The following is an 18,510-nucleotide window of genomic DNA, read 5'->3' as shown; positions in this document are numbered from 1 at the left end:
GATCATCCAGTCGACCTTCCGGGAAGCACTTCTAATTCTCGTTCCCTTTCCAATTGTAGGGCCCGCGTGCTCTCAGCGAGGGGGAATGAACAAAATATGTGTCTGGCGGCGTGTCGTGGGGAGTTTTTAGGGTTTGCGTCTGCCTGCCCAGCGGAGGAAGAGAGCGCCCGTGATCAGGCCAGCAGCTGCTCCACCCGCCAGTCGTCCATTGACGGACGAGACACCTGTGGACGCCAAGGTGGATTTTGCCTGAGCCTTAGTCGCAGGTGGGGGAGTTTTCGAGCTGGGAGGAGTCGGCTTGGGTGTGGGCTTCGGCTCCACCGGTTGCTCCGGTGTCGGTGGAGGTGTCGGTTCTGGCTCCGGAGCGGGTTCGGCCTCGTTTTTCACAACCCTATTAACGAGGGAATCGCCCTCGTTAATGAGGTTCACATCACTGGTTGAGGGGGCGCGCACGTATCCGACAGGTGCTTTCGTCTCTACGACCGTGTACTCGCCGAGAGGAAGAAGCGGACTTGTGGTCTTTCCCTCTGAATCTGTGACCAGGTGAGCGACAACGTGTCCGTTCTTGCGGATATCGAACTCGGCGCCAGGAAGTCCTGTTCCGTTCTTCGCATCCACTTTGGTGACCGTGATGTACTTCGCAGGGATGATGTCACTGAGTTCGCCGAAAGCTTCGGCACCCCTGTAGAACACCGAGGAGTTAGCTTGCGTCTCAACATCGGATCCTGTGAAAGAGGCGCGCAGAGATACCTGCTCCCACGTTGACGTGTTGACTCCCTTCTGCTGGCCTCGCACCACCACGAAGTATTCGCTGGCAGCTGTTGACGTCGAGCGCAGTGTGTAGAAACCGTTTCCGCGTTCGGCAACTGTAAATTCTCCAGTCACGTTTGTGAGTGCACTGATGTCGGCATTGAAACTGTCTGGGAAGGTGTAGCCGGCAGGTACTTCATACACTGAGACCTCAGGTGCAGGACCGCTGTCACTGAGGGAACGGGCTCTGACGCTGAGATCTACGCCTGTCCTCGGCTCAGCGAGAGTTTTGAGGTGGAAGAGCTGGGTGTAGTCACCTGAACGCGGATCGTACTCGGGGAGATAGGGGGAAATTCCGTATCCCTCGTTCATCCGATCTTCGGCGTAGTAGGTGTTCCCATCGAAAGGAACATCGTAGGTGTAGCTGTAATCTGTCCCTGCGAAATTATTGGTGAAGGTGTAGGTGCCGCTGTTGGTGAACTTCTGATAATTGAGGGTGTCACCGGATTGGAAGCGAAGTGTGATCGATTCGCGGCTATTGACCTTGTCTGTCAAGACGTAAACGGCTCGATGCTCCGTGGGATCGTAATATCCGGAGGCGATGATGTCACCATTTTGGGAGTGTGATCCATATGAGGAGTCCCAAGGTGAGGATCGCAGCCGCAGCGGGGCGGCAGCGATGAGTGATGGTGTGGTTCATGCACATTCTCCGGTCAATCCACGTGGGGTCTCTAGCAGTAAAAAGCCAGGTCGCGGCCACTTAGATGAGCCCACAGATGCACGTCGTAGCATACGGGAATTTCTGAGAAAATTCCTTGAAAATTTGTGTAAGTGAGGACTTTTCCAGTGAGATGTGTGTATTTCACGGACGGAAAAGCTCAGAGGGTAGGAAATGTGAGACTAAAGTCCCTCTTGTTCAGACGTGTACTCCTGCCGTGCGTGCGGTGAAGGAATCCTTGCCGAGGTGATGCCCAGTCGGTTCGTCGTCACGAGCGGGCACCGATGAAGGTTCGTAACGGTAGGCCGTTGCCTTTCTGGTGATCTCCCCGGTGTCTTACAGCGAATTCACAGAGGTGCTTCATACGATGAGGCCGATTGATACTGAAACTAGTACGAAAGATTCCTCTCAGATGTCATTTTTTCGGCGAGCGTGGCTTCACACTTCTCGTAAATTGGTCAAATCGTTGACCATCTTTTTAGTCCTCCTCATCGCATCAACGCTGCTGCTCTCAACTTTCGCTGTGCGTGAGTCAGCGGCGAATGCAGGTGATGATCTCAGCTCCAAGCTCCTGTCGGGTTTCATGCTTGAGAACAATCGGATGACGAACCTCGGTACGGCGCGTGGAGGAGGCACGGTCACGCGCGCCCAGATCGACGCAATCGCTCAGCTTCCGGGGGTGGAATCCTATGTTGCGACGATGAACTCTGCGGTTGCTGACGTTGTCAACGCTGAAATTTTCCGACTCCCGGGTCAGGCAGAGGATTATTCCAGGGCAGAAGAAGAGAAATACGGTAATGCGGTACCGATGAACGCTGTCAGTCGCTCTGACTTGTCAACCGCATTCCGTGCAGGAACATTCACCCTGACGAAAGGGCGTCACCTCACTGAGAAAGACCACCACAAAATCTTGGTACATGAGGAGTTCGCCGCTAAAAATCACTTGAAGATCGGCGACTCCCTGACGTTTAAGGCCAATGAATACGATGCGGAAAATCGTTTCCATTCAACGGCTTCTGTCGATGCTGAAATCGTGGGGATGTTCTCTGGCCAAGGAAGCCCCAGTGCGACGCTGCGCACGGAACTGTACCAAAATGCGGTTTTTACTGATCTTGACACCGGTCGCACGATCAACGGAACAAATCCGGAGACCGAGTACTACCACGAAGCCATCTTCTTTGTGAAGAGCGTGGGTGATCTCGACTCAGTCATGCAGGAAGCGCAGAAGCTGCCCTTTGATTGGGAGAAATACCTCCTCCACAAGAACTCTCAACTGTTCGGTGGAATCGGCGCCGCGCTGGAAGGAATTCACTCGCTGCTGCGAGCCACTTTCATCGGTACGGCCCTTTTTGCGGTTGCCGCACTCGCCCTCGTCCTCTTCCTCTGGCTCAATGAGCGTCGCAAAGAGACAGGAATTCTCTTGGCAACCGGGGTCAGCAAGCTCAAAATTTTTGCCCAGTACGTCACCGAGAACGTGATGATATTTGTTCTGGCGTTAGCCGCATCATTTGGAACATCCAAGCTGGTTGCTCAAGCCCTAGGAAACAACATCGTTTCACGTGCCTCCGCAGAGGCTGCTGAACGAGGAAGAGGTGGCTATAACCTCGGCGCGGACTTCACAACGTCGACCTTCCAAAAGACCATCGATCACGTGGATGTCACAGTGGATCCGAGCTACCTCATCACCGTGGGTATCGCGGGTTTGGTCCTCATCGTCATCGCTACTCTCATCGCCTCTCTGCCGATGCTGACCAAGGAGCCCAAGCAGCTCCTGACGCAGATTGGATAGTCCATGACATTCTGGAACCAAGCGTTTTTCGCTGTAACGCGCCGACGCACGAAGAGCGTCGTCCTCGCTCTGATCATCATCCTCATTTCAGGGGTGTTTGTCTTACAAGGAGTGATAACAAGTACGTTAACCGCAATTACTCAAGCCGCTGAAAACCAGATCAGGCCTGGTTTCACGGTGACATCCCCAGCGGGGGATTTTCAGCAGAAAGCTGTCGACGCCCTGCTGTCTACCCCGCATGTGTCCGGCCACAACTTCACGCTCGATACCTCAGCAGAAAATGCCGAAGGGCATTTCCAATCGGTACTGGGAGTCAGTGATCTTTTAGAACTCCCCACCTTCACAAAGAAAGAGTCTGAACTCAAACAAGGTGGTGACGACGCCGTCACTCAACTTCGTGACGGTACGGGCGCGGTGATCGCTGAACCCTTTGCCGCTGCACAGAAGCTAACAATCGGTGACGAACTGACACTGACCAGGGACGATGAGAGCATCACGTGTCGCATCGTGGGGATCTATGCACTCACCGAAACAGCGCCCTCCGATAGTGAACTGCCGATCTACACCGACCTCAAGAGCGCGCAGAAACTCGCCGGAAAAGATGCCCTGAGCACTGCCACCTTTTACACGGACTCGCGTCATCATCTTGACGCGGCAATCACAGAGGCCAAGGCGCATCTTGCGCAAGGACTGGAGCTCAAGAACAACAACTCAAGTGTGGCCGCTGTCCTTGACTCTGTGGCTGGAGTGACAACGTTGATTTCGCGCCTTCTGTGGGCGGTACTGGCTGCGGGCGCAGCAATCCTTGTGCTGGTCTTGACTTTCTGGACGCGTTCGCGCATCCACGAAGTTGGTGTTCTCCTATCGATCGGCTACTCCAAGCGTCGGCTGTTCGCTCAGTTTGTTACTGAGTTGACGATGCTTGCGGTCCCAAGCTTTGTCATCGGGATGTTCATCAGCGAAGGTATTGGATATGCCTTATCCAGTTACGTACTCAATACCGTCAATACTGCCGCCGTTGGTGATGTGAGCGTCTCACGGGGTGCCCTTGTTCTCACGGCTGCATTCTCTCTCGTGGCAGTCCTTGCAATTGTCGTGGTTTCACTGCTGATCGCGATGATTCCGATCCTACGTCTGCATCCGAAGCAGATTCTCTCCAAGATGAGCTAAGCGCTCGTACATTCATACGTGAAATAGAGGAAATATCATCATGACCACTCTGAAACTCGACAATCTCAGCTTCGTCTACCACGGCCTGAAGAAAAGCGTGTTGAATAACGTCAACGCGGAATTCACCTCCGGAACCTTCTACGCCATCGTTGGTAATTCCGGGGCTGGGAAGTCCACGCTTCTGGGCCTACTCGCCGGTCTTGACGAACCGACCCGAGGCAAGATTCTCCTCGATGGTCAGGACGTGGCTGAGCGTGGGTACGCCTACCATCGCCAGCACAATGTTTCCCTGGTTTTCCAGAACTACAACCTCATTGACTACCTCACGCCGTTGGAAAACGTGAAATTGGTTGATCCCAAGGCGAAAATCGACTCCCTACTCAATGTTGGTCTTTCTGAGGATGAAGCCAAACGTAATGTCATGAAGCTCTCGGGTGGTCAACAGCAGCGTGTGGCGATTGCTCGAGCGCTCGCGTCGAATTCGCCTGTGATTCTCGCTGATGAGCCGACCGGTAATCTCGACGGTGATACGGCTGCGGAGATGATTGAGATTCTCCGGCGCCTCGCCCATGAACAGGACAAATGTGTGATCGTGGTGACGCACTCAAAGCAGTTGGCACACAGAGCGGATGTGGTGTTCCGATTGAAGAATCGCAACCTCGTTCGTCAGTGAGTGCGCGTCGGACGGTTGGTCGATGAGCTGAGCCGTTAGAGGTCGAGAGTTCTCCGGTGGGGTTCCCTTGCTGGGACTAATAGTGCGGTGGTGTGAAGGTGTTCTTCGCGCCACCGCACGTGTGTGATGTGGCGAGAGTGGGTGTTGAAGGCGGGCGCCTCGTCCTCGTTCCCCATTGACGAGGACGAGCATCGCCGCAGGTCACCTGCGCGATTCCTGGGATTCTCAACTCTAACGGGTGGTCATCGGCGGCTGATTGTATTAATCGATTGACACAGTGGGCGAGATGTGTCATTGTATGAGTGTATTAGTTCAGTGATACAGATGTGGGTGGAAGGGGGGACAAGTGAAAATCGACGACACCAGGCCCATTTGGATTCAACTCTCCGAAGAATTCACTCGTCGAATCGTCAGTGGTGAATGGGCCATCGGATCCAAAATTCCCAGTGTCCGAGACCTGGCACTTGAAGCCGGAGTCAATCCCAACACCGTTCAGCGAGCCCTGGGAGCAATCGACGCCCGAGGACTGACAACAACCGAAAGAACCGCAGGCCGATTCGTGACCCGTGAAGAAGAGGCAATCACCGCGGCACGCAATGAACTCGCTGTCGGAGCCACCGACACGTTCATTACTGCAATCACGGCAATCGGCCTTGAACAAGCGGAAGTTCTCGCACTTCTTTCCACCCGATGGGACGACACCGCAGATACAGGAGGCGCACAATGATGCAGACATCCACACCGCTTATTTCCATCTCTCACCTAACGAAAAGCTATAGAAAAATTCCGGCACTGACCGATGTTTCTCTCGACCTTGAGGCGGGGCACATTGTCGGACTACTCGGTGAGAATGGCTCGGGGAAAACCACTTTGCTCAAGATCCTCGCCGGTGTCCTGGCTGAATGGACCGGCGACGTCACGATCGATGGCCGCGCTCCCGGAGCCGAAACCAAGGCGATGGTCTCCTACCTTCCCGATGCGGAGTTCCTCAATCCCGCACTTACTCCACCCGCTGCGATCGATCTCTACCAGCGCTTCTTTGCCGACTTTGACGCCGAAAAGGCTCGTGATCTCGTCGAATTCTTCAAGCTTCCTCAGGATCGAACACTCAAAGAAATGTCTAAGGGCATGGGGGAGAAGCTGCGCATCGCCCTCGTCATGTCTCGTCGCGCACGTGTCTACCTGCTTGACGAACCAATCTCGGGAGTTGACCCCGCGGCCCGTGAGGTTCTCCTCGACGGAATCCTCCACGAATTTGATCCCAACGCTCTCATGGTCATGTCCACTCACATCATCACGGACATTGAAAGCTTTGTTGATCAGGTTGTTTTCGTTCGAGGCGGGTCCATCTTGCTCACCGGTGACGCAGATGACCTCAGAAGCGAATACGGAATGTCTCTGGACGCAATTTTCAGGAAGGAATACCGCTGATGTTTGGCACCTACTTCGGATATGAGCTGGTCAAGCAAGGGAAACGCGACCTTCGGGACCTGGGTGCTCTCGCGCTGATCATCCTTGTTCTCGGTGGCATCCACGCCCTGAAAGTTCCGATGCTCGCGGCAATCGCACTTCCGCTGATGGCCATGATCACGTTCTGTATTCCCATTGTCATTCTCGTTGAGGCGGCGATCGACTACTGGCAGGAACTGTACGGAGAACGCGGCTACTTCACGATGACCCTCCCCATCAAAGGGCACACGATATTTGCAGTGAAAATTCTCCGCGCGATCATTGCCGGCATCTATTCGACAGCTGTCGCCATTCTTCTTGGGCTTTTCGATGCATGGGCATTCGCCACGAATAGGGGAGTAGAGGTCTCGACAATCATCACAACGGTCGTCGACTCATTGACAGATGCGGGCACACTCCCCTTGTCCCTCGCGATCCTCCTTGCCTTCATCTGGCTTGTATGCATGGTGATCACGATGTCCGCGGCCATGACTATCGGCGCACAAGCACGGTGGAATCACCTCGGAGCAGGAGCCGCATTCATCGCGATCATTGCTGCCTACATCGCCAATCAACTTGTGATATCCCTTGCGTCATTCTTCATCCCGATGAATATCAATATGACGACCCGCGAATTTCGACTTGACTCGATATTCATGATGACCGTTGGACCCGGTGCGAGCGGGCTGGGTGAGGGCAGCTGGATGCCTCTTGGTCTTTTCATCGTTCTTCCGCTGTGGACACTCTTCATGGCGCTGTGGGGTGCCCGAACAATCAACCGGAAGACCTCGCTGCGGTAAAACACCGGTGGATGAGCCGGGGTGCTTGTGGAGCCCCGATCGTCAGGACGAGGCTGTGTCAGCTGCACTTTTTGGCGGCTGGAAATATCTCGCTGCGAAGGTTCCCAGCCGCTTGTTCTGCCCTCAGTTTCGCAAGAAACTGAGGGCAGAAGCATTGGATCACTATTCAGGCGCTCATGAACACCTGGCTACCGTGTTTAGCCTTCCGATCCGCTAGCGGATGAGCCGCGCTTACGGATGCGTCGACGAGTCCGACCGGTCGATGCATGAGGTGAATCCACGGCGGATGTGTGGTTGCCGCGACCACGGCCACGCGTCCCTCGATCAGAATGACCCTGGGTGCCCGGCTGAATACTCGAATCGCCATCACGCGACGTCCTGTTACGGTCACCATAATGTGCACGTTCCGACCCTGAACCACCCGAAGAACCACGTGAAGACCGGGCACGTCCGAAGCGTCCAGCTGAGCTCCCACGACCACCAGACCGGGAGCCTGCGCGCGGTGAGCGCGCTCGTCCTCGTCCCCTGGATGAAGGCCCACCCAGGTCCTCCAGAACCTCAGCGCCAAGCCCTGCAGCGGTACGACGCGATCGCGGGAGACGCCCGGTTGTTCCTTCTGGAATATCTAAGTCCGTGTACAGGTGGGGCGAGGTGTGATAGGTCTCCAAGGGCTCGGGAACGCCAAGCCCCAGCGTCTTAGAAATGAGCGACCATCTGGGCGTATCATCCCAATCCACGAAAGTGACCGCCGTCCCGGAATGACCTGCGCGACCAGTACGGCCAATCCGGTGAATATAAATCTTTTCATCCTCGGGACACTGGTAATTGATGACGTGAGTGACATCGTCAACGTCGATGCCGCGCGCCGCAACATCCGTGGCAACGAGGACGTCCACCTTTCCCTTGCGGAAGGCACGTAACGCCTGCTCACGAGCTCCCTGACCGAGATCTCCGTGGAGTGAACCCACGGCAAAGCCGCGTTCGGTCAAATCCTCACCCAGGTGCGCGGCCGTGCGCTTCGTTCGGCAGAAAATAATCGTGCGGCCTCGATCCTGGGACTGAAGGATCCGCGCAACAATCTCAATTTTATTCATCGCGTGCGCACGGTAAATCACCTGCTTGACCGAGTTAACGGTCTGATTCTGATCCTGCGGATCCTGCGCGCGGATATGAGTTGGATGCTCCATGAACTTCCGAGCCAAAGCGACGACAGGTCCAGGCATCGTTGCAGAGAACAGCATCGTGTGGCGATTCGACGGGACGCGGGCGAGCAGCGTCTCGACGTCGGGAAGGAACCCGAGATCAAGCATCTCGTCGGCCTCGTCCAAAACAACGGTTTCAACGCCGGACAGATGCAAATAGCCCTTGCGCAGCAGATCAATGAGGCGCCCGGGGGTTCCAACAACGATGTCTGCGCCTTTTTCAAGAGCGTCGATCTGCGGCTCGAAAGCAACACCACCGTAAATCTCGACGATGCGCGTCGAGAGATTAGCCCCCGCGACGCGCAGATCCTGAGCGACCTGCTTGGATAATTCGCGGGTCGGCAAAATAATCAAGGCTTGGGGATTATTCGGGTTGAGCAAATCGTCGAAACCCGGCTCATCTGGGGCGATGACGTCCTCAAGTACGGGAATACCGAAGCCTAGGGTCTTTCCAGTTCCGGTTTTCGCCTGGCCGATGATGTCGTGACGATCCAAGGCGGGGCCCAGCGTCAGAGCTTGAATCGGGAAGGGATGCGTGATCCCACGTTCTGCCAATGCGTCAACGATCGGATCGGTGACTCCAAAGTCCGCGAAGGACTTCTGCTCAAAATGTTCGTCTCCCGTGTTCGTAACATCGGGAGTAGCATCTGCGTCGGTGGTTACCGCGCGGATATTGCCCAGTCGTACGACTCCTGCGGAATACTCCACGGGTTTGACGGGACGTTGAGAATCTGTATCTGTGGACGCTGGAGCATCCGAAGAAATCGTGGCCATGACGATCGCCTTGTCTCCCGAAAACACTCGGGGTGGGGGTGGCAGCCGATCGCGCATTATCTGAGCGCCGTGCCGGCGCGAAGCCTAGTAGTCACAAGCGACCGGTCAACCGTGGTCAGTGCCATTCTACGTGTCAACACATGATCGGCTCGCGAGGAGCCGGTCACAGTGATGAGAAATGACCGTGTGGGTCATGTGTCACAAAAGGCCGTTGAGCGTTACTGTTGCTCTATGGCTTCTCAACACAACCCACTGTCAGGTGCCGATACTGAAGTCCTCGGACTCGTTGCCTACTCTGCGTTAGCCGTGATGACGCGCCTAGCGAAAGACGGAGATCAGGCTCCCACCATTGAGGCACACGTGCAGAATGCGCGAATGTCCGCGCAGGCATTCAGCCTCTTCGAGCAGCTGGAGAAATGGGCTCAAACCCACGGTGTCGATCTGGCGACTGCCGCGGGAGAATTCTCCGGGCTCTACGACGACCTTGATGCGCGAACGCGACCGACCGCCTGGGTTGAACGCCTGGTGAAAACCTACGTCACCGTGGGAATCCTCGGGGACATGCTGTCGAAAATTGCGGAGTACCACGACCTGACTCAGCTGGGAGGCAAGGGGTGGGACGTCAACCAGGGGGAGTGGACGCGAAACCACCTGGGTCCTCAGACCTTAGAGGATGAGCAACTTGCGGCGCGCCTGTCACTGTGGGCGCGGCGCGTTGCCGGAGAGGTCTTCGGCCTCGTGCGGTCAACGCTTTTTACCCACCCGAATCTCCTCCCTGACCCCGATGCCCAAGACGAACTCGTTCAGTGGATTACACAGCAGCATCGTCAGCGGATGACGGAGATTTCCCTCAAGGGATAGCCGGCGCGTCTGGTGGGGTGTGCACGTGCGGGTTGCGCACGTGCTAACTCAGCTGGAATCCGACGTGGCGTGATTCCTGCTCCGAAATCTGGATGAATGCAACTGATGCTGCGGGAATAAGGACGCGGTCCCCCTTGGTGTCGGTGAGATCAATGAGCGCTCCGTCCAGGAGTGCCCTCTCTACGGTTGAACGCAGCGCATTGGCATCCAGATCAAGGTCCAGCGGGATTTCTCTGACGGAATCTCGCACACCAATAACAACCTTCATCGTTTCCTCCTCGATGGTTAACTCGCTGTTCCTATGCTACGTGCCGCAAATGCCAATGGTCTCTGTCATCATTCCACTATGAGCGAAACAGAGGTTCGGATTCAGTCGCGACCCGAGGGGTGGTTCGCGCTGCCACAGCTGAGCAACGAACAGCAGAACGTGGTTGACGGCGCACGCGAGGAAAATCTCGTTGTCCGCGGTGCCCCTTCCTCCGGGCGGACAACGACCGCCCTCGCCGTCTTTCACGATGCATACACGCGCGGCCTCGACCCTCTTCTTCTCGTTCCGGATCGAACCCGCGCGGATGCGCTGATGGCACGTGCCCAGGCCCTGGCCCCAACCACGGTTCGGCCTGTGCGCACGCCAGCCGCATTCGCATTCCACATCGTCTCTGAGTGGAGAACACATCGACGTGACCCTCGTGGTCCCGTTGAACTGATGACGGGGGCACGCCAAGACCAGGTTCTTGCCGAACTCATCGCCACAGTGCCTGCGCCCTGGCCAGAAGAACAGATTCCCCTACAGATGCGACAGATGCAGGGATTCCGAACAGAGCTACGCTCTCTTTTTGCTCGGGCAGGGGAAGCCGATATCGACGGCCCCCAACTCATTGCGGCGGGCAAGACTTATGGAATGCCCCAGTGGGAGGCTGCGGGGACGCTTCTGACGGAGTACCTCGATGGAGCAGAACATTCGATTGAATATCCCGACATTCTGCGCGTTGATCTGTCGCGTATCCAGTCACTTGCAGCTCAGGTCATCTCTTCACGGCACGGTGATGCTGGTGATCATCACGTGGATGGTCACCTAACGATCCCTCGGGTTGTTGTCGTTGACGACCTCCACGATTGCACGCCCACAACGATCACTCTTCTACGGGCGCTTGATGCACAGGGCTGCCGAATTGTTGCATTTTCAGATTCCGACGTTGCCGTTGCGTCATATCGTGGCGGCGAACCACACCTTGATTTGCGTCTGCAATCAGCTCTGAACTGTCGCATGGGTGAACTCGGTGATGTTTTTCGTCAGCCTCGTGAAATCCGCGGTCTGATCCAGCGTCTGGCCAGTTCCATCACTCAGTCCGGACCTTCGACCAGGCGCGAAGCCTCAGTCGTCGACTCAGATCTTCCAGGGTCCGTCGATGTACATGTGACGGCAACGAATGCACAACTGGGGGCGCTGATCGCCCGGAAACTCCGCAGTCATCACCTCCACGAGGGCGTGGCGTGGCATGACCAGGCGGTCATCGTCAGGTCCGCGGCGATGGCTGAGGAATTCTCCCGATACCTTGTTCGCGCGGGCATCCCCGTTGATACAGCGTCACGGGCGTTCGCTTTTGCTCGACAGCCCGTCACACGCGTGCTCCTGGATCTCCTTGCCGCACCAGTGTCCGCAGTGGATTCCTCACAGGCCGATCAGCTCAATGAGCTTGCTTCCGATCTCGTGACCTCTCCGCTTATCGGAGTTGACCCGCTGACGATGTATCGGACACTCCGTGCCTGCCACGCCTCAGCCTCGTCAGCAGCATCAATCCGCCCCCAAGAGCCAGCTCAGACACATACAGAATCTGCCGATGCGGAAAACGCCTCCAGCCCATCGCGGATCAGCCTCGTTGATGTTGTGGAAAACCCGGAACTGATCCACCCACATGCGGATCCCCCAACGATCAAGGCGCTGGAAACTGCGGCGAAGCTGTGGTCTTTACGAGGACGATCAGGCATCCGTCCACGACGTGCACTGTGGGATCTCTGGGACGCGGCACAGGTCGCTGCCCAATGGCAGGATCGCGCCATGAGTGGGGGAGAGGATGCTCCGTGGTGCGATGATCAGTTGGATGCCGTCGTTGCCCTCATGCGTGTGGCGGACATTTGGGAACAGCGTCACCTCACAGCGGACGCGGTGACCTTTGCCCGTGAACAGCTCGCAGACGATATCCCCGTCGATACGGTAACGAGAATCGGTATTCGTCCTCCCGGAGTCGAGGTGCTCACCCCCGCTCAAGCAATGGGGCGGCATTGGCAGGTCGTTGCCATTCTTGGACTTCAGGATGGAGCCTGGCCGAACCTCAGACTCAGGGATAGGATCCTGCGCGCCGACCTCATCTCAGATCTCAATTCCGGACGCGTCGGAGTTTCCGCTCAAGGCCAACCCGTCCTCGTTGATGACCCACATGCGGCTCGCCGCGCGGTGCTTGATGATGAGAGACGGCTCCTCGTGGCAGCTGTGTCTCGGTCGACCCGTGTTCTCCACGTCGGAAGCGTGCGCGCCACCGAGCAAGCGCCGTCAACATTCTTCGACACCATCGCCAGGTATACGAATGTTCAACGCGTCGATGCATCGGTTCCGTTGGAAGAAGTGCCACCGCCGTTGGATCTTCCCGGTCAAATTGCAGCGCTCAGGCGCGTTGCCGCTGCCGATGGAGAATCTCCAGAGAAAGAAACGGCGATCAGGCTTCTTGCCTTGCTTGCACGTGAGGGGATTGCCGCTGCCCAACCGCGGCGGTGGATGGGATCGTCGGGAACGCTTTCGTCGGATCAGCCCATCGGTGCGCGGATCGTCCTGTCACCGTCGCAACTCGAATCCGCACTCGAATGTCCCCTCAAATGGTTCCTTACCTCAGTGAATGCGTCACCTTCAGCGGGAGACGCGCAGACACTGGGGAGCGTGATCCATGCGATCGCCGAGAAACATCCGCATGGAGATGAGGAAGAGATTCGCGCGGAACTTGATGCCCATCTTGAGGAATTGGGCTACGACGAGACGACGTGGGCTGGGGCAGTGGATATCCAGCATGCCCGCGGAGTTGCCGATGCTCTCGCGCACTACATCGGCGGTGTCCCCGCGTCTGTGGACGTGGAGGTTGAAAAACAGATCCGAGCTGATGTGGCAGATGTGATGATTTCGGGTCGGATCGACCGGATTGAACACGTTGACGGCGGCGTTCGACTCACCGATCTCAAAACCGGAAAGCCAATTACCAAGAAAGCCGCTCAAGAGCATGCGCAGCTTGCGGCGTATCAGCTTGCTCTGGAGGAGCAGGGGATCACTGTTGTCGCAGCACAACTGGTGTTCCTTGGGAATGAGAAACCAGAGATCCGGACACAGAAACCTCTTGACGATGACACCCGTCAACAGTGGCGCGATCGGCTTGCCTCTTTTGCGAGCGAAGCAAAGAAAACACGCTTTGCCGCGACGCCATCGGATGCGGCATGCCGGTTCTGTGCATTCACATACCTGTGCCCGGCAAAAGACCAGGGCCGACGGACAGTTGAGTGAGGGGTCTACATGATTAGTGCGGCACAGATACAGAAAATTGTTGATCCCAGGGTTGTTCCTACTCCCGAACAGGTGAAGATCATCGAGGCTCCACTTGAGCCACTGCTTGTGGTCGCAGGTGCGGGTTCAGGGAAAACTGAAACAATGTCGATGCGTGTTCTGTGGGTGGTGGCTAATCACCACGACATCACTCCGTCCTCGGTCCTCGGACTTACATTCACGCGCAAAGCCGCGGGGGAGTTAGGGGATCGGTTACGAGGGCGCCTACGAGTGCTCGCCGACGAGTTCGGGACGGATGTAGGGGACGAGGACGAACCCGTGTCCCTCACCTACAACTCTTTTGCTCAGCGGATCGTTGCCGAACACGGCCTCGCTATTGGTGTTGATCCGGATTTCCGGCTGTTATCACAGGCTGAGTCCGTTCAGATCATGACGGACATTATGGAGAACTGGCCTGAGCCGCTGAGCGAATCTTTGTCGATTGGGTCGGCAGTTGATGCGGCGTTGAGTCTTGCAGGGCAGATGGCTGACCACGGGCTCAATCTCGACGAGACGCATCTGATGCTTGACGAGCTCTCCCAGGAGCTCTCCCAGGCGGGCACAGGTAACGCTGCTGCGCGCGGGGCACAGGAAACCAATGCGGTCCGGCTGGCTCTGCTCGATCCGATCCGCGTGTTTCATGAGCGTAAGCGAGATATGGGGGTCCTTGACTTTTCAGATCAACTGACGCTTGCACATCGCATCGTCAGCGAATCTGCGAGCGTGTGTGAACAGTTGCGGCGAGAACACCGCGTCGTTCTCCTCGACGAATTTCAAGACACCTCTGTTATTCAGATGGAACTGCTCTCCACGGTGTTCCGGGATCATCCGGTCACAGCCGTCGGTGATCCGAACCAAGCGATCTACGGGTGGCGCGGAGCGTCGGCATCGTCGTTGGAAAAGTTCCTCAGCTGTTTTCGATCTGACGGCGCCGACACCGGCGCGCATGTATTGCCGCTGTCAAAAGCATGGCGTAACGACAGGAAAATTCTTGTGGCCGCCAACGCTGTTGCTTCACCTCTGAGATCTGAAGGGAGCGTTGCGGATTCACCCGTCCTTGTGGCGCGTTCTAGTGCCTCCCCGGGAACTGTGGACATTGCCTATCCGGTGACAATGGATGAGCAACTGGACCGTATTGTCGATTTCGTTCATGCTCAGCGCAGACCGGTTGGAGGGAAATATCCTTCCGTGGCGGTCCTGTGTCGGCGGCGTCAAGATTTTGCCCCGATCGACAGAGCGCTGCGGGACAAGGGAATCCCCACTCAGGTGGTTGGGCTTGGTGGGCTCCTTCAGCAGCCTGTTGTTTCTGATTTGCGTGCCGCGCTGATCCTGGCAAACGACCCCACGGACTCACCGTGGCTCGCTCGGCTTCTGGCTAACCTTGACCTAGGGGTCGCGGACTACGCCGCGCTGGGAGCGTGGTCTCGAGAACTCGCTCAATCGCAGGGACGCGATCGGCACGACAGCATCCTCATCGACGCGGTGGATGAGCCTCCCCATCCGGAATGGACATCACGGCATTCACAGCTTCGTCTCAGTGCCGAAGGACGCGAACGAATCCGACTCCTTGGTTCACGTCTTCGTTCGGTGCGTCACGGTGTGGGGCGTTCACTGGTGGACCAGGTGGAACGGGCCATGTCGATCATGGGGATCCGCGATGACGCAATTGCCGACCCACTGTCTACCGGTGGAAGTGCCGCGTTGGATGCCTTCGTCGATGTTGCCGTCCAATTCCACGCAACGATGCCGCAGGCAACGCTTTCGGCTTTCCTCACATGGTTGGACATGGCAGAGCAGGAAGAACGCGGTTTGGATTTCCCCATTGAAGAACCCGATCCCCACGCAGTGCAGATCATGACGATTCACGCGTCGAAAGGACTTGAATGGGATGCCGTTGTCGTTGCGATGCTCAGCGAATCCACGTTCCCGAATTATCGAACGAAGGTCGTTTCCTGGAATGAGGAGCTGTCCTCTCGACCCGGTTGGGTCACAGGTCTTCCTGGCGAGCTCCCTCATCCGATCCGGCGCGACTACGACGACCTGCCGGATTTCTTCCCCGTGTATTCCGGTGAGAAGAAACCGTCGACCGAGTTCAAGAACTGGCTTGACGCCGACTATGGCCTCAGGCTGGCGCAGCATCATGAGCGTGAAGAACGGCGTCTCGCTTACGTCGCCCTGACGCGAGCCAAGCACGCCGAACTTCTTGTTGGTTCGTGGGTGGGAACGGGAGCCCGCGTTTGCGGCCCCTCTCGCTATTTGATGAACGCGCGCAATTCTCTTGCCTCGACGATCGACACGGCATTGGATGCTGGTGACGGTGAACTTGCTGTATCCCCTCTTGCTCAGGTGGTCGACCACGCAACCGTTGCCCTGACGCACGCTCGCGCAGCGAACGCGAAAGGCGAGAATATCGAAGAACACTCCATTGAGGGGGCAGCAGAGGAAGCGGAAGCTCTCCTGACGGACACTCTTCGAGCGGTGCTCGTGGTTGCGCCGACAACGCGTGACAGGCTCACGGAAGACCGTTGCACCCTCAACGAGGCAATTGCTTCTGAGCCTGATCCTGAGACGGTTGCGGATCTGCGTGTGCGAGAAGCATCGGAGAATTTCCCGGTGAATCCGGGACCGTCGAGGCAACGCATCGTTGAGACGGCTGAGCGAGTTGGGGCAGAAATCCGCGAGATGCGCACGGATGCCGATGTTTTCACTCTGCTGCGTGACATGGGAGATGACCCGGCTGTTCGTGACGTCACAGCGCTGCTTGAAGAGGAGAGGCTTCGTCAGGAACGCCGCGTCCTCGTGATCGAACAGGATGCGCTGCCAGCAACCTCGGTGTCGTCTCTCTTGGAAGACCCGGAGGCTTTCGCACGTGAGATTCGCCGTCCAATTCCAACGAAACCATCGGAGTATTCGGAGTTGGGAACAATTCTCCACGCGTGGATTGAACGTCAACTGCACAGGGGAGCAGGGGAGCCGAGTGAGGAACCCATCGAATCGGAAGACAGCCTCGACGACGATCAGCGTTGCCGCCTCGACATACTCAAGGACCATTTCCGCGAACTAGCGTTCACTCAGCGTGACTGCGTGGGGATCGAAGAACCTTTCAGCGTGAACATCGGCGGGATTTCGGTGCGCGGTCGAATTGACGCCGTGTTCCGCGAGAAAGACGGTCGTTTCCGAGTTGTTGACTGGAAATCCGGGCGACCCATCGGGGAGCACTCATCAGCTTCCGTCCTGCGCTACTACGTGACGCAGTTACGCCTGTACCGCAAGGCCTGGGCCGACCGGATGGGCATTGAGGAATCAACTGTCGAGGCCGAGGTGGTTTTCCTCTCGTCAAAGAGCTGTTTTTCCTTGAGTGACGTGGAAAAGCGAGCGGGAATCAGCCCCGACGAGGATCTTTCTCAGCTTGTCACGGCTGCATTTGAGGGCAGGAACACTCATGAATCTCCCTGAGGTCGAGGCAGCCGTGCCGCCAACAGCACATATTGTTGCCGGGACGCCCGTGTCTATTCCGTGTGTATTTCGTGCGCGAGTCCAGTTACGCGTCGCGCAGGCGTGCGCAAGGGAAACCCTTGGCCGCAAGAGCTGCGCGCTCGTCCTCGTTAATTAATCATGAAGATCGCTGCGCATGTCGAGTGAAAGGGGCTCGGTGGGAATTTCCTCATCGGCTCCATCCTGAGCCTGCGGATTCGGCGTGTCATCGAATCTGTCCAGTTCCGACGGGTCCTGCCCCTGTTCCTCCGGGGACGAGGCCGAGGAGTCCTGGGCAGATGGTGACATCATGGGGGAGGGGCGGCGCACCAACTGGTCATCTCCCAGATCCATCGACAAATCCGACAGCATCTCCTGCGCCTGCGCGATGATCGACCTGTCTTGGGCGTGAATACCGTGAACCAGCCAGCGAACAATCGCGAGTTCGGACAGCAACTGCGCGCGAGTGATCAGATGCAGGTCAACGAACGAGCGGTCACGCGAATAAGCTTCAACGAAACGATCTAAGAACTCATCGCTTGCCTGGGCGAGAATCCACGCGATGTCAACGGCGGGATCACCAACGTGCGCGGAACCAAACCCGCCCATCCCCAAAACGGAACCATGATCAACTTCGAGATTGGTCTGCTGCAAATCACCGTGAATGGGGGCGGCGGGGAAACGCCACAGCGCCACATCATCGAAAGCTGCTTCCCACCGATTCCACAGGTTCGCGGGAATGAGCACCTGCTCGGCAGCTTCGTCAACGAGGGCGATCAGTCGGTCCCGACACTCAATTGCCGAATACGCCGGAAGATCGATGCCGGTGTACACCTTCGGCGGCAGATTATGCAGAGCAGCCAGTGCTCTACCCAGGGAAGCGGGAAGAATGTGCGGATCTGAGAAATCTGCGTCCGTCAACGCTCGGCCCCCAAGATTTTGATGAACCATGATGCGATCGCCCGCATGAGTGGTTGTCATCCCGTGGATCCGTGGAACATCAAAAGGAATACGTTTAACGTCATAGGCCTTGGCGAGGCGTTCGAGGAGCCCCGACTGAGCGGCGAGGTCGAGGCCACCAATCGCATCATGAGGGCACGACACCACCCAACGGTTCCCTGAAGAATCAACGATTCCGGTAACAGACATCACCTCGTCGTCATACTGGGGGCTGCACAGGCGCTCGACCTGCATACCTGGGACGGCAGCGGTCGCGAGCGCCGCCAATTCGAGAGGTGACTTGGTCATTACATCACCGTACAACGAG

General features: G+C 57.0%; 14 protein-coding genes. 10 read left to right on the top strand and 4 right to left on the bottom strand.

Features of this window, described 5'->3' with window-relative positions; genetic code table 11:
- Nucleotides 1-126: 126 nt before the first annotated feature.
- Nucleotides 127-1,305: a SpaA isopeptide-forming pilin-related protein gene (locus G7Y41_RS07310; protein ID WP_196819488.1), complete on the bottom strand. Its 1,179-nt coding sequence runs from the start codon at nt 1,303-1,305 to the stop codon at nt 127-129.
- Nucleotides 1,306-1,934: 629 nt separating this feature from the next.
- Here G7Y41_RS07310 and G7Y41_RS07305 point away from each other — a divergent pair.
- The 6 genes from G7Y41_RS07305 (at nt 1,935) to G7Y41_RS07280 (ending at nt 7,349) form a co-directional block, all read left to right on the top strand.
- Nucleotides 1,935-3,257 carry an ABC transporter permease gene (locus G7Y41_RS07305; RefSeq protein ID WP_165315872.1) on the top strand — a complete coding sequence of 441 codons (1,323 nt, stop codon included), beginning with the start codon at nt 1,935-1,937 and terminating at the stop codon, nt 3,255-3,257.
- Between the two features lie 3 nt (nt 3,258-3,260).
- Nucleotides 3,261-4,427 (top strand): ABC transporter permease, encoded by a 1,167-nt coding sequence (locus G7Y41_RS07300; RefSeq protein WP_165315871.1) that lies wholly within the window; start codon nt 3,261-3,263, stop codon nt 4,425-4,427.
- A gap of 40 nt (nt 4,428-4,467) precedes the next feature.
- A complete protein-coding gene (locus tag G7Y41_RS07295) occupies nt 4,468-5,100 on the top strand; it encodes an ABC transporter ATP-binding protein (RefSeq protein ID WP_165315870.1) in 633 nt (210 codons plus the stop codon).
- Between the two features lie 346 nt (nt 5,101-5,446).
- A complete protein-coding gene (locus G7Y41_RS07290; protein ID WP_165216157.1) occupies nt 5,447-5,827 on the top strand; it encodes a GntR family transcriptional regulator in 381 nt (126 codons plus the stop codon).
- Nucleotides 5,791-6,531, top strand: a complete 741-nt coding sequence (locus tag G7Y41_RS07285; RefSeq protein WP_442984211.1) for an ABC transporter ATP-binding protein — start codon at nt 5,791-5,793, stop codon at nt 6,529-6,531. The genes G7Y41_RS07290 and G7Y41_RS07285 overlap by 37 nt, the downstream gene beginning before the upstream one ends.
- On the top strand, nt 6,531-7,349 hold the full coding sequence (locus G7Y41_RS07280) for a hypothetical protein (RefSeq protein ID WP_165315869.1): 819 nt from the start codon (nt 6,531-6,533) through the stop codon (nt 7,347-7,349). Before G7Y41_RS07285 ends, G7Y41_RS07280 begins: the two co-directional genes overlap by 1 nt.
- A 197-nt stretch (nt 7,350-7,546) precedes the next feature.
- On the opposite strand, the gene G7Y41_RS07275 is transcribed toward G7Y41_RS07280, so the two are convergent.
- Nucleotides 7,547-9,325, bottom strand: coding sequence for a DEAD/DEAH box helicase (locus tag G7Y41_RS07275; protein WP_165315868.1), 1,779 nt, complete (start codon nt 9,323-9,325; stop codon nt 7,547-7,549).
- Nucleotides 9,326-9,556: 231 nt separating this feature from the next.
- On the opposite strand from G7Y41_RS07275, the gene G7Y41_RS07270 reads away from it, so the two are divergent.
- Nucleotides 9,557-10,186: a ferritin-like fold-containing protein gene (locus G7Y41_RS07270; RefSeq protein WP_165216148.1), complete on the top strand. Its 630-nt coding sequence runs from the start codon at nt 9,557-9,559 to the stop codon at nt 10,184-10,186.
- A gap of 43 nt (nt 10,187-10,229) precedes the next feature.
- On the opposite strand, the gene G7Y41_RS07265 is transcribed toward G7Y41_RS07270, so the two are convergent.
- Entirely contained in the window at nt 10,230-10,454 is a 225-nt protein-coding gene (locus G7Y41_RS07265) for a DUF3107 domain-containing protein (protein WP_165216145.1), read from the bottom strand.
- 78 nt (nt 10,455-10,532) lie between these two features.
- Between G7Y41_RS07265 and G7Y41_RS07260 the strand changes: the two genes are divergently transcribed.
- The 3 genes from G7Y41_RS07260 to G7Y41_RS07250 are packed head-to-tail and all read left to right on the top strand — an operon-like array spanning nt 10,533 to nt 17,382.
- Nucleotides 10,533-13,730, top strand: coding sequence for a PD-(D/E)XK nuclease family protein (locus tag G7Y41_RS07260; RefSeq protein WP_165315867.1), 3,198 nt, complete (start codon nt 10,533-10,535; stop codon nt 13,728-13,730).
- A gap of 9 nt (nt 13,731-13,739) precedes the next feature.
- A complete protein-coding gene (locus G7Y41_RS07255; protein ID WP_165315866.1) occupies nt 13,740-17,225 on the top strand; it encodes an ATP-dependent helicase in 3,486 nt (1,161 codons plus the stop codon).
- The gene (locus G7Y41_RS07250; protein ID WP_165315865.1) at nt 17,212-17,382 is read left to right on the top strand and encodes a hypothetical protein; all 171 of its coding nucleotides are present in this window, start codon (nt 17,212-17,214) and stop codon (nt 17,380-17,382) included. The genes G7Y41_RS07255 and G7Y41_RS07250 overlap by 14 nt, the downstream gene beginning before the upstream one ends.
- Here the strand turns inward: G7Y41_RS07250 and G7Y41_RS07245 are convergent.
- A complete protein-coding gene (locus G7Y41_RS07245; RefSeq protein WP_165315864.1) occupies nt 17,379-18,491 on the bottom strand; it encodes a phosphotransferase in 1,113 nt (370 codons plus the stop codon). The genes G7Y41_RS07250 and G7Y41_RS07245 overlap by 4 nt on opposite strands.
- Between the last annotated feature and the right edge of the window lie 19 nt (nt 18,492-18,510).

Source organism: Schaalia sp. ZJ405, assembly GCF_011038885.2.
In the GTDB taxonomy this organism is placed as follows: Bacteria; Actinomycetota; Actinomycetes; order Actinomycetales; family Actinomycetaceae; genus Pauljensenia.
The sequence above is the reverse complement of the archived record's forward strand: the minus strand, read 5'-3'. Positions and strand labels throughout refer to the sequence as shown.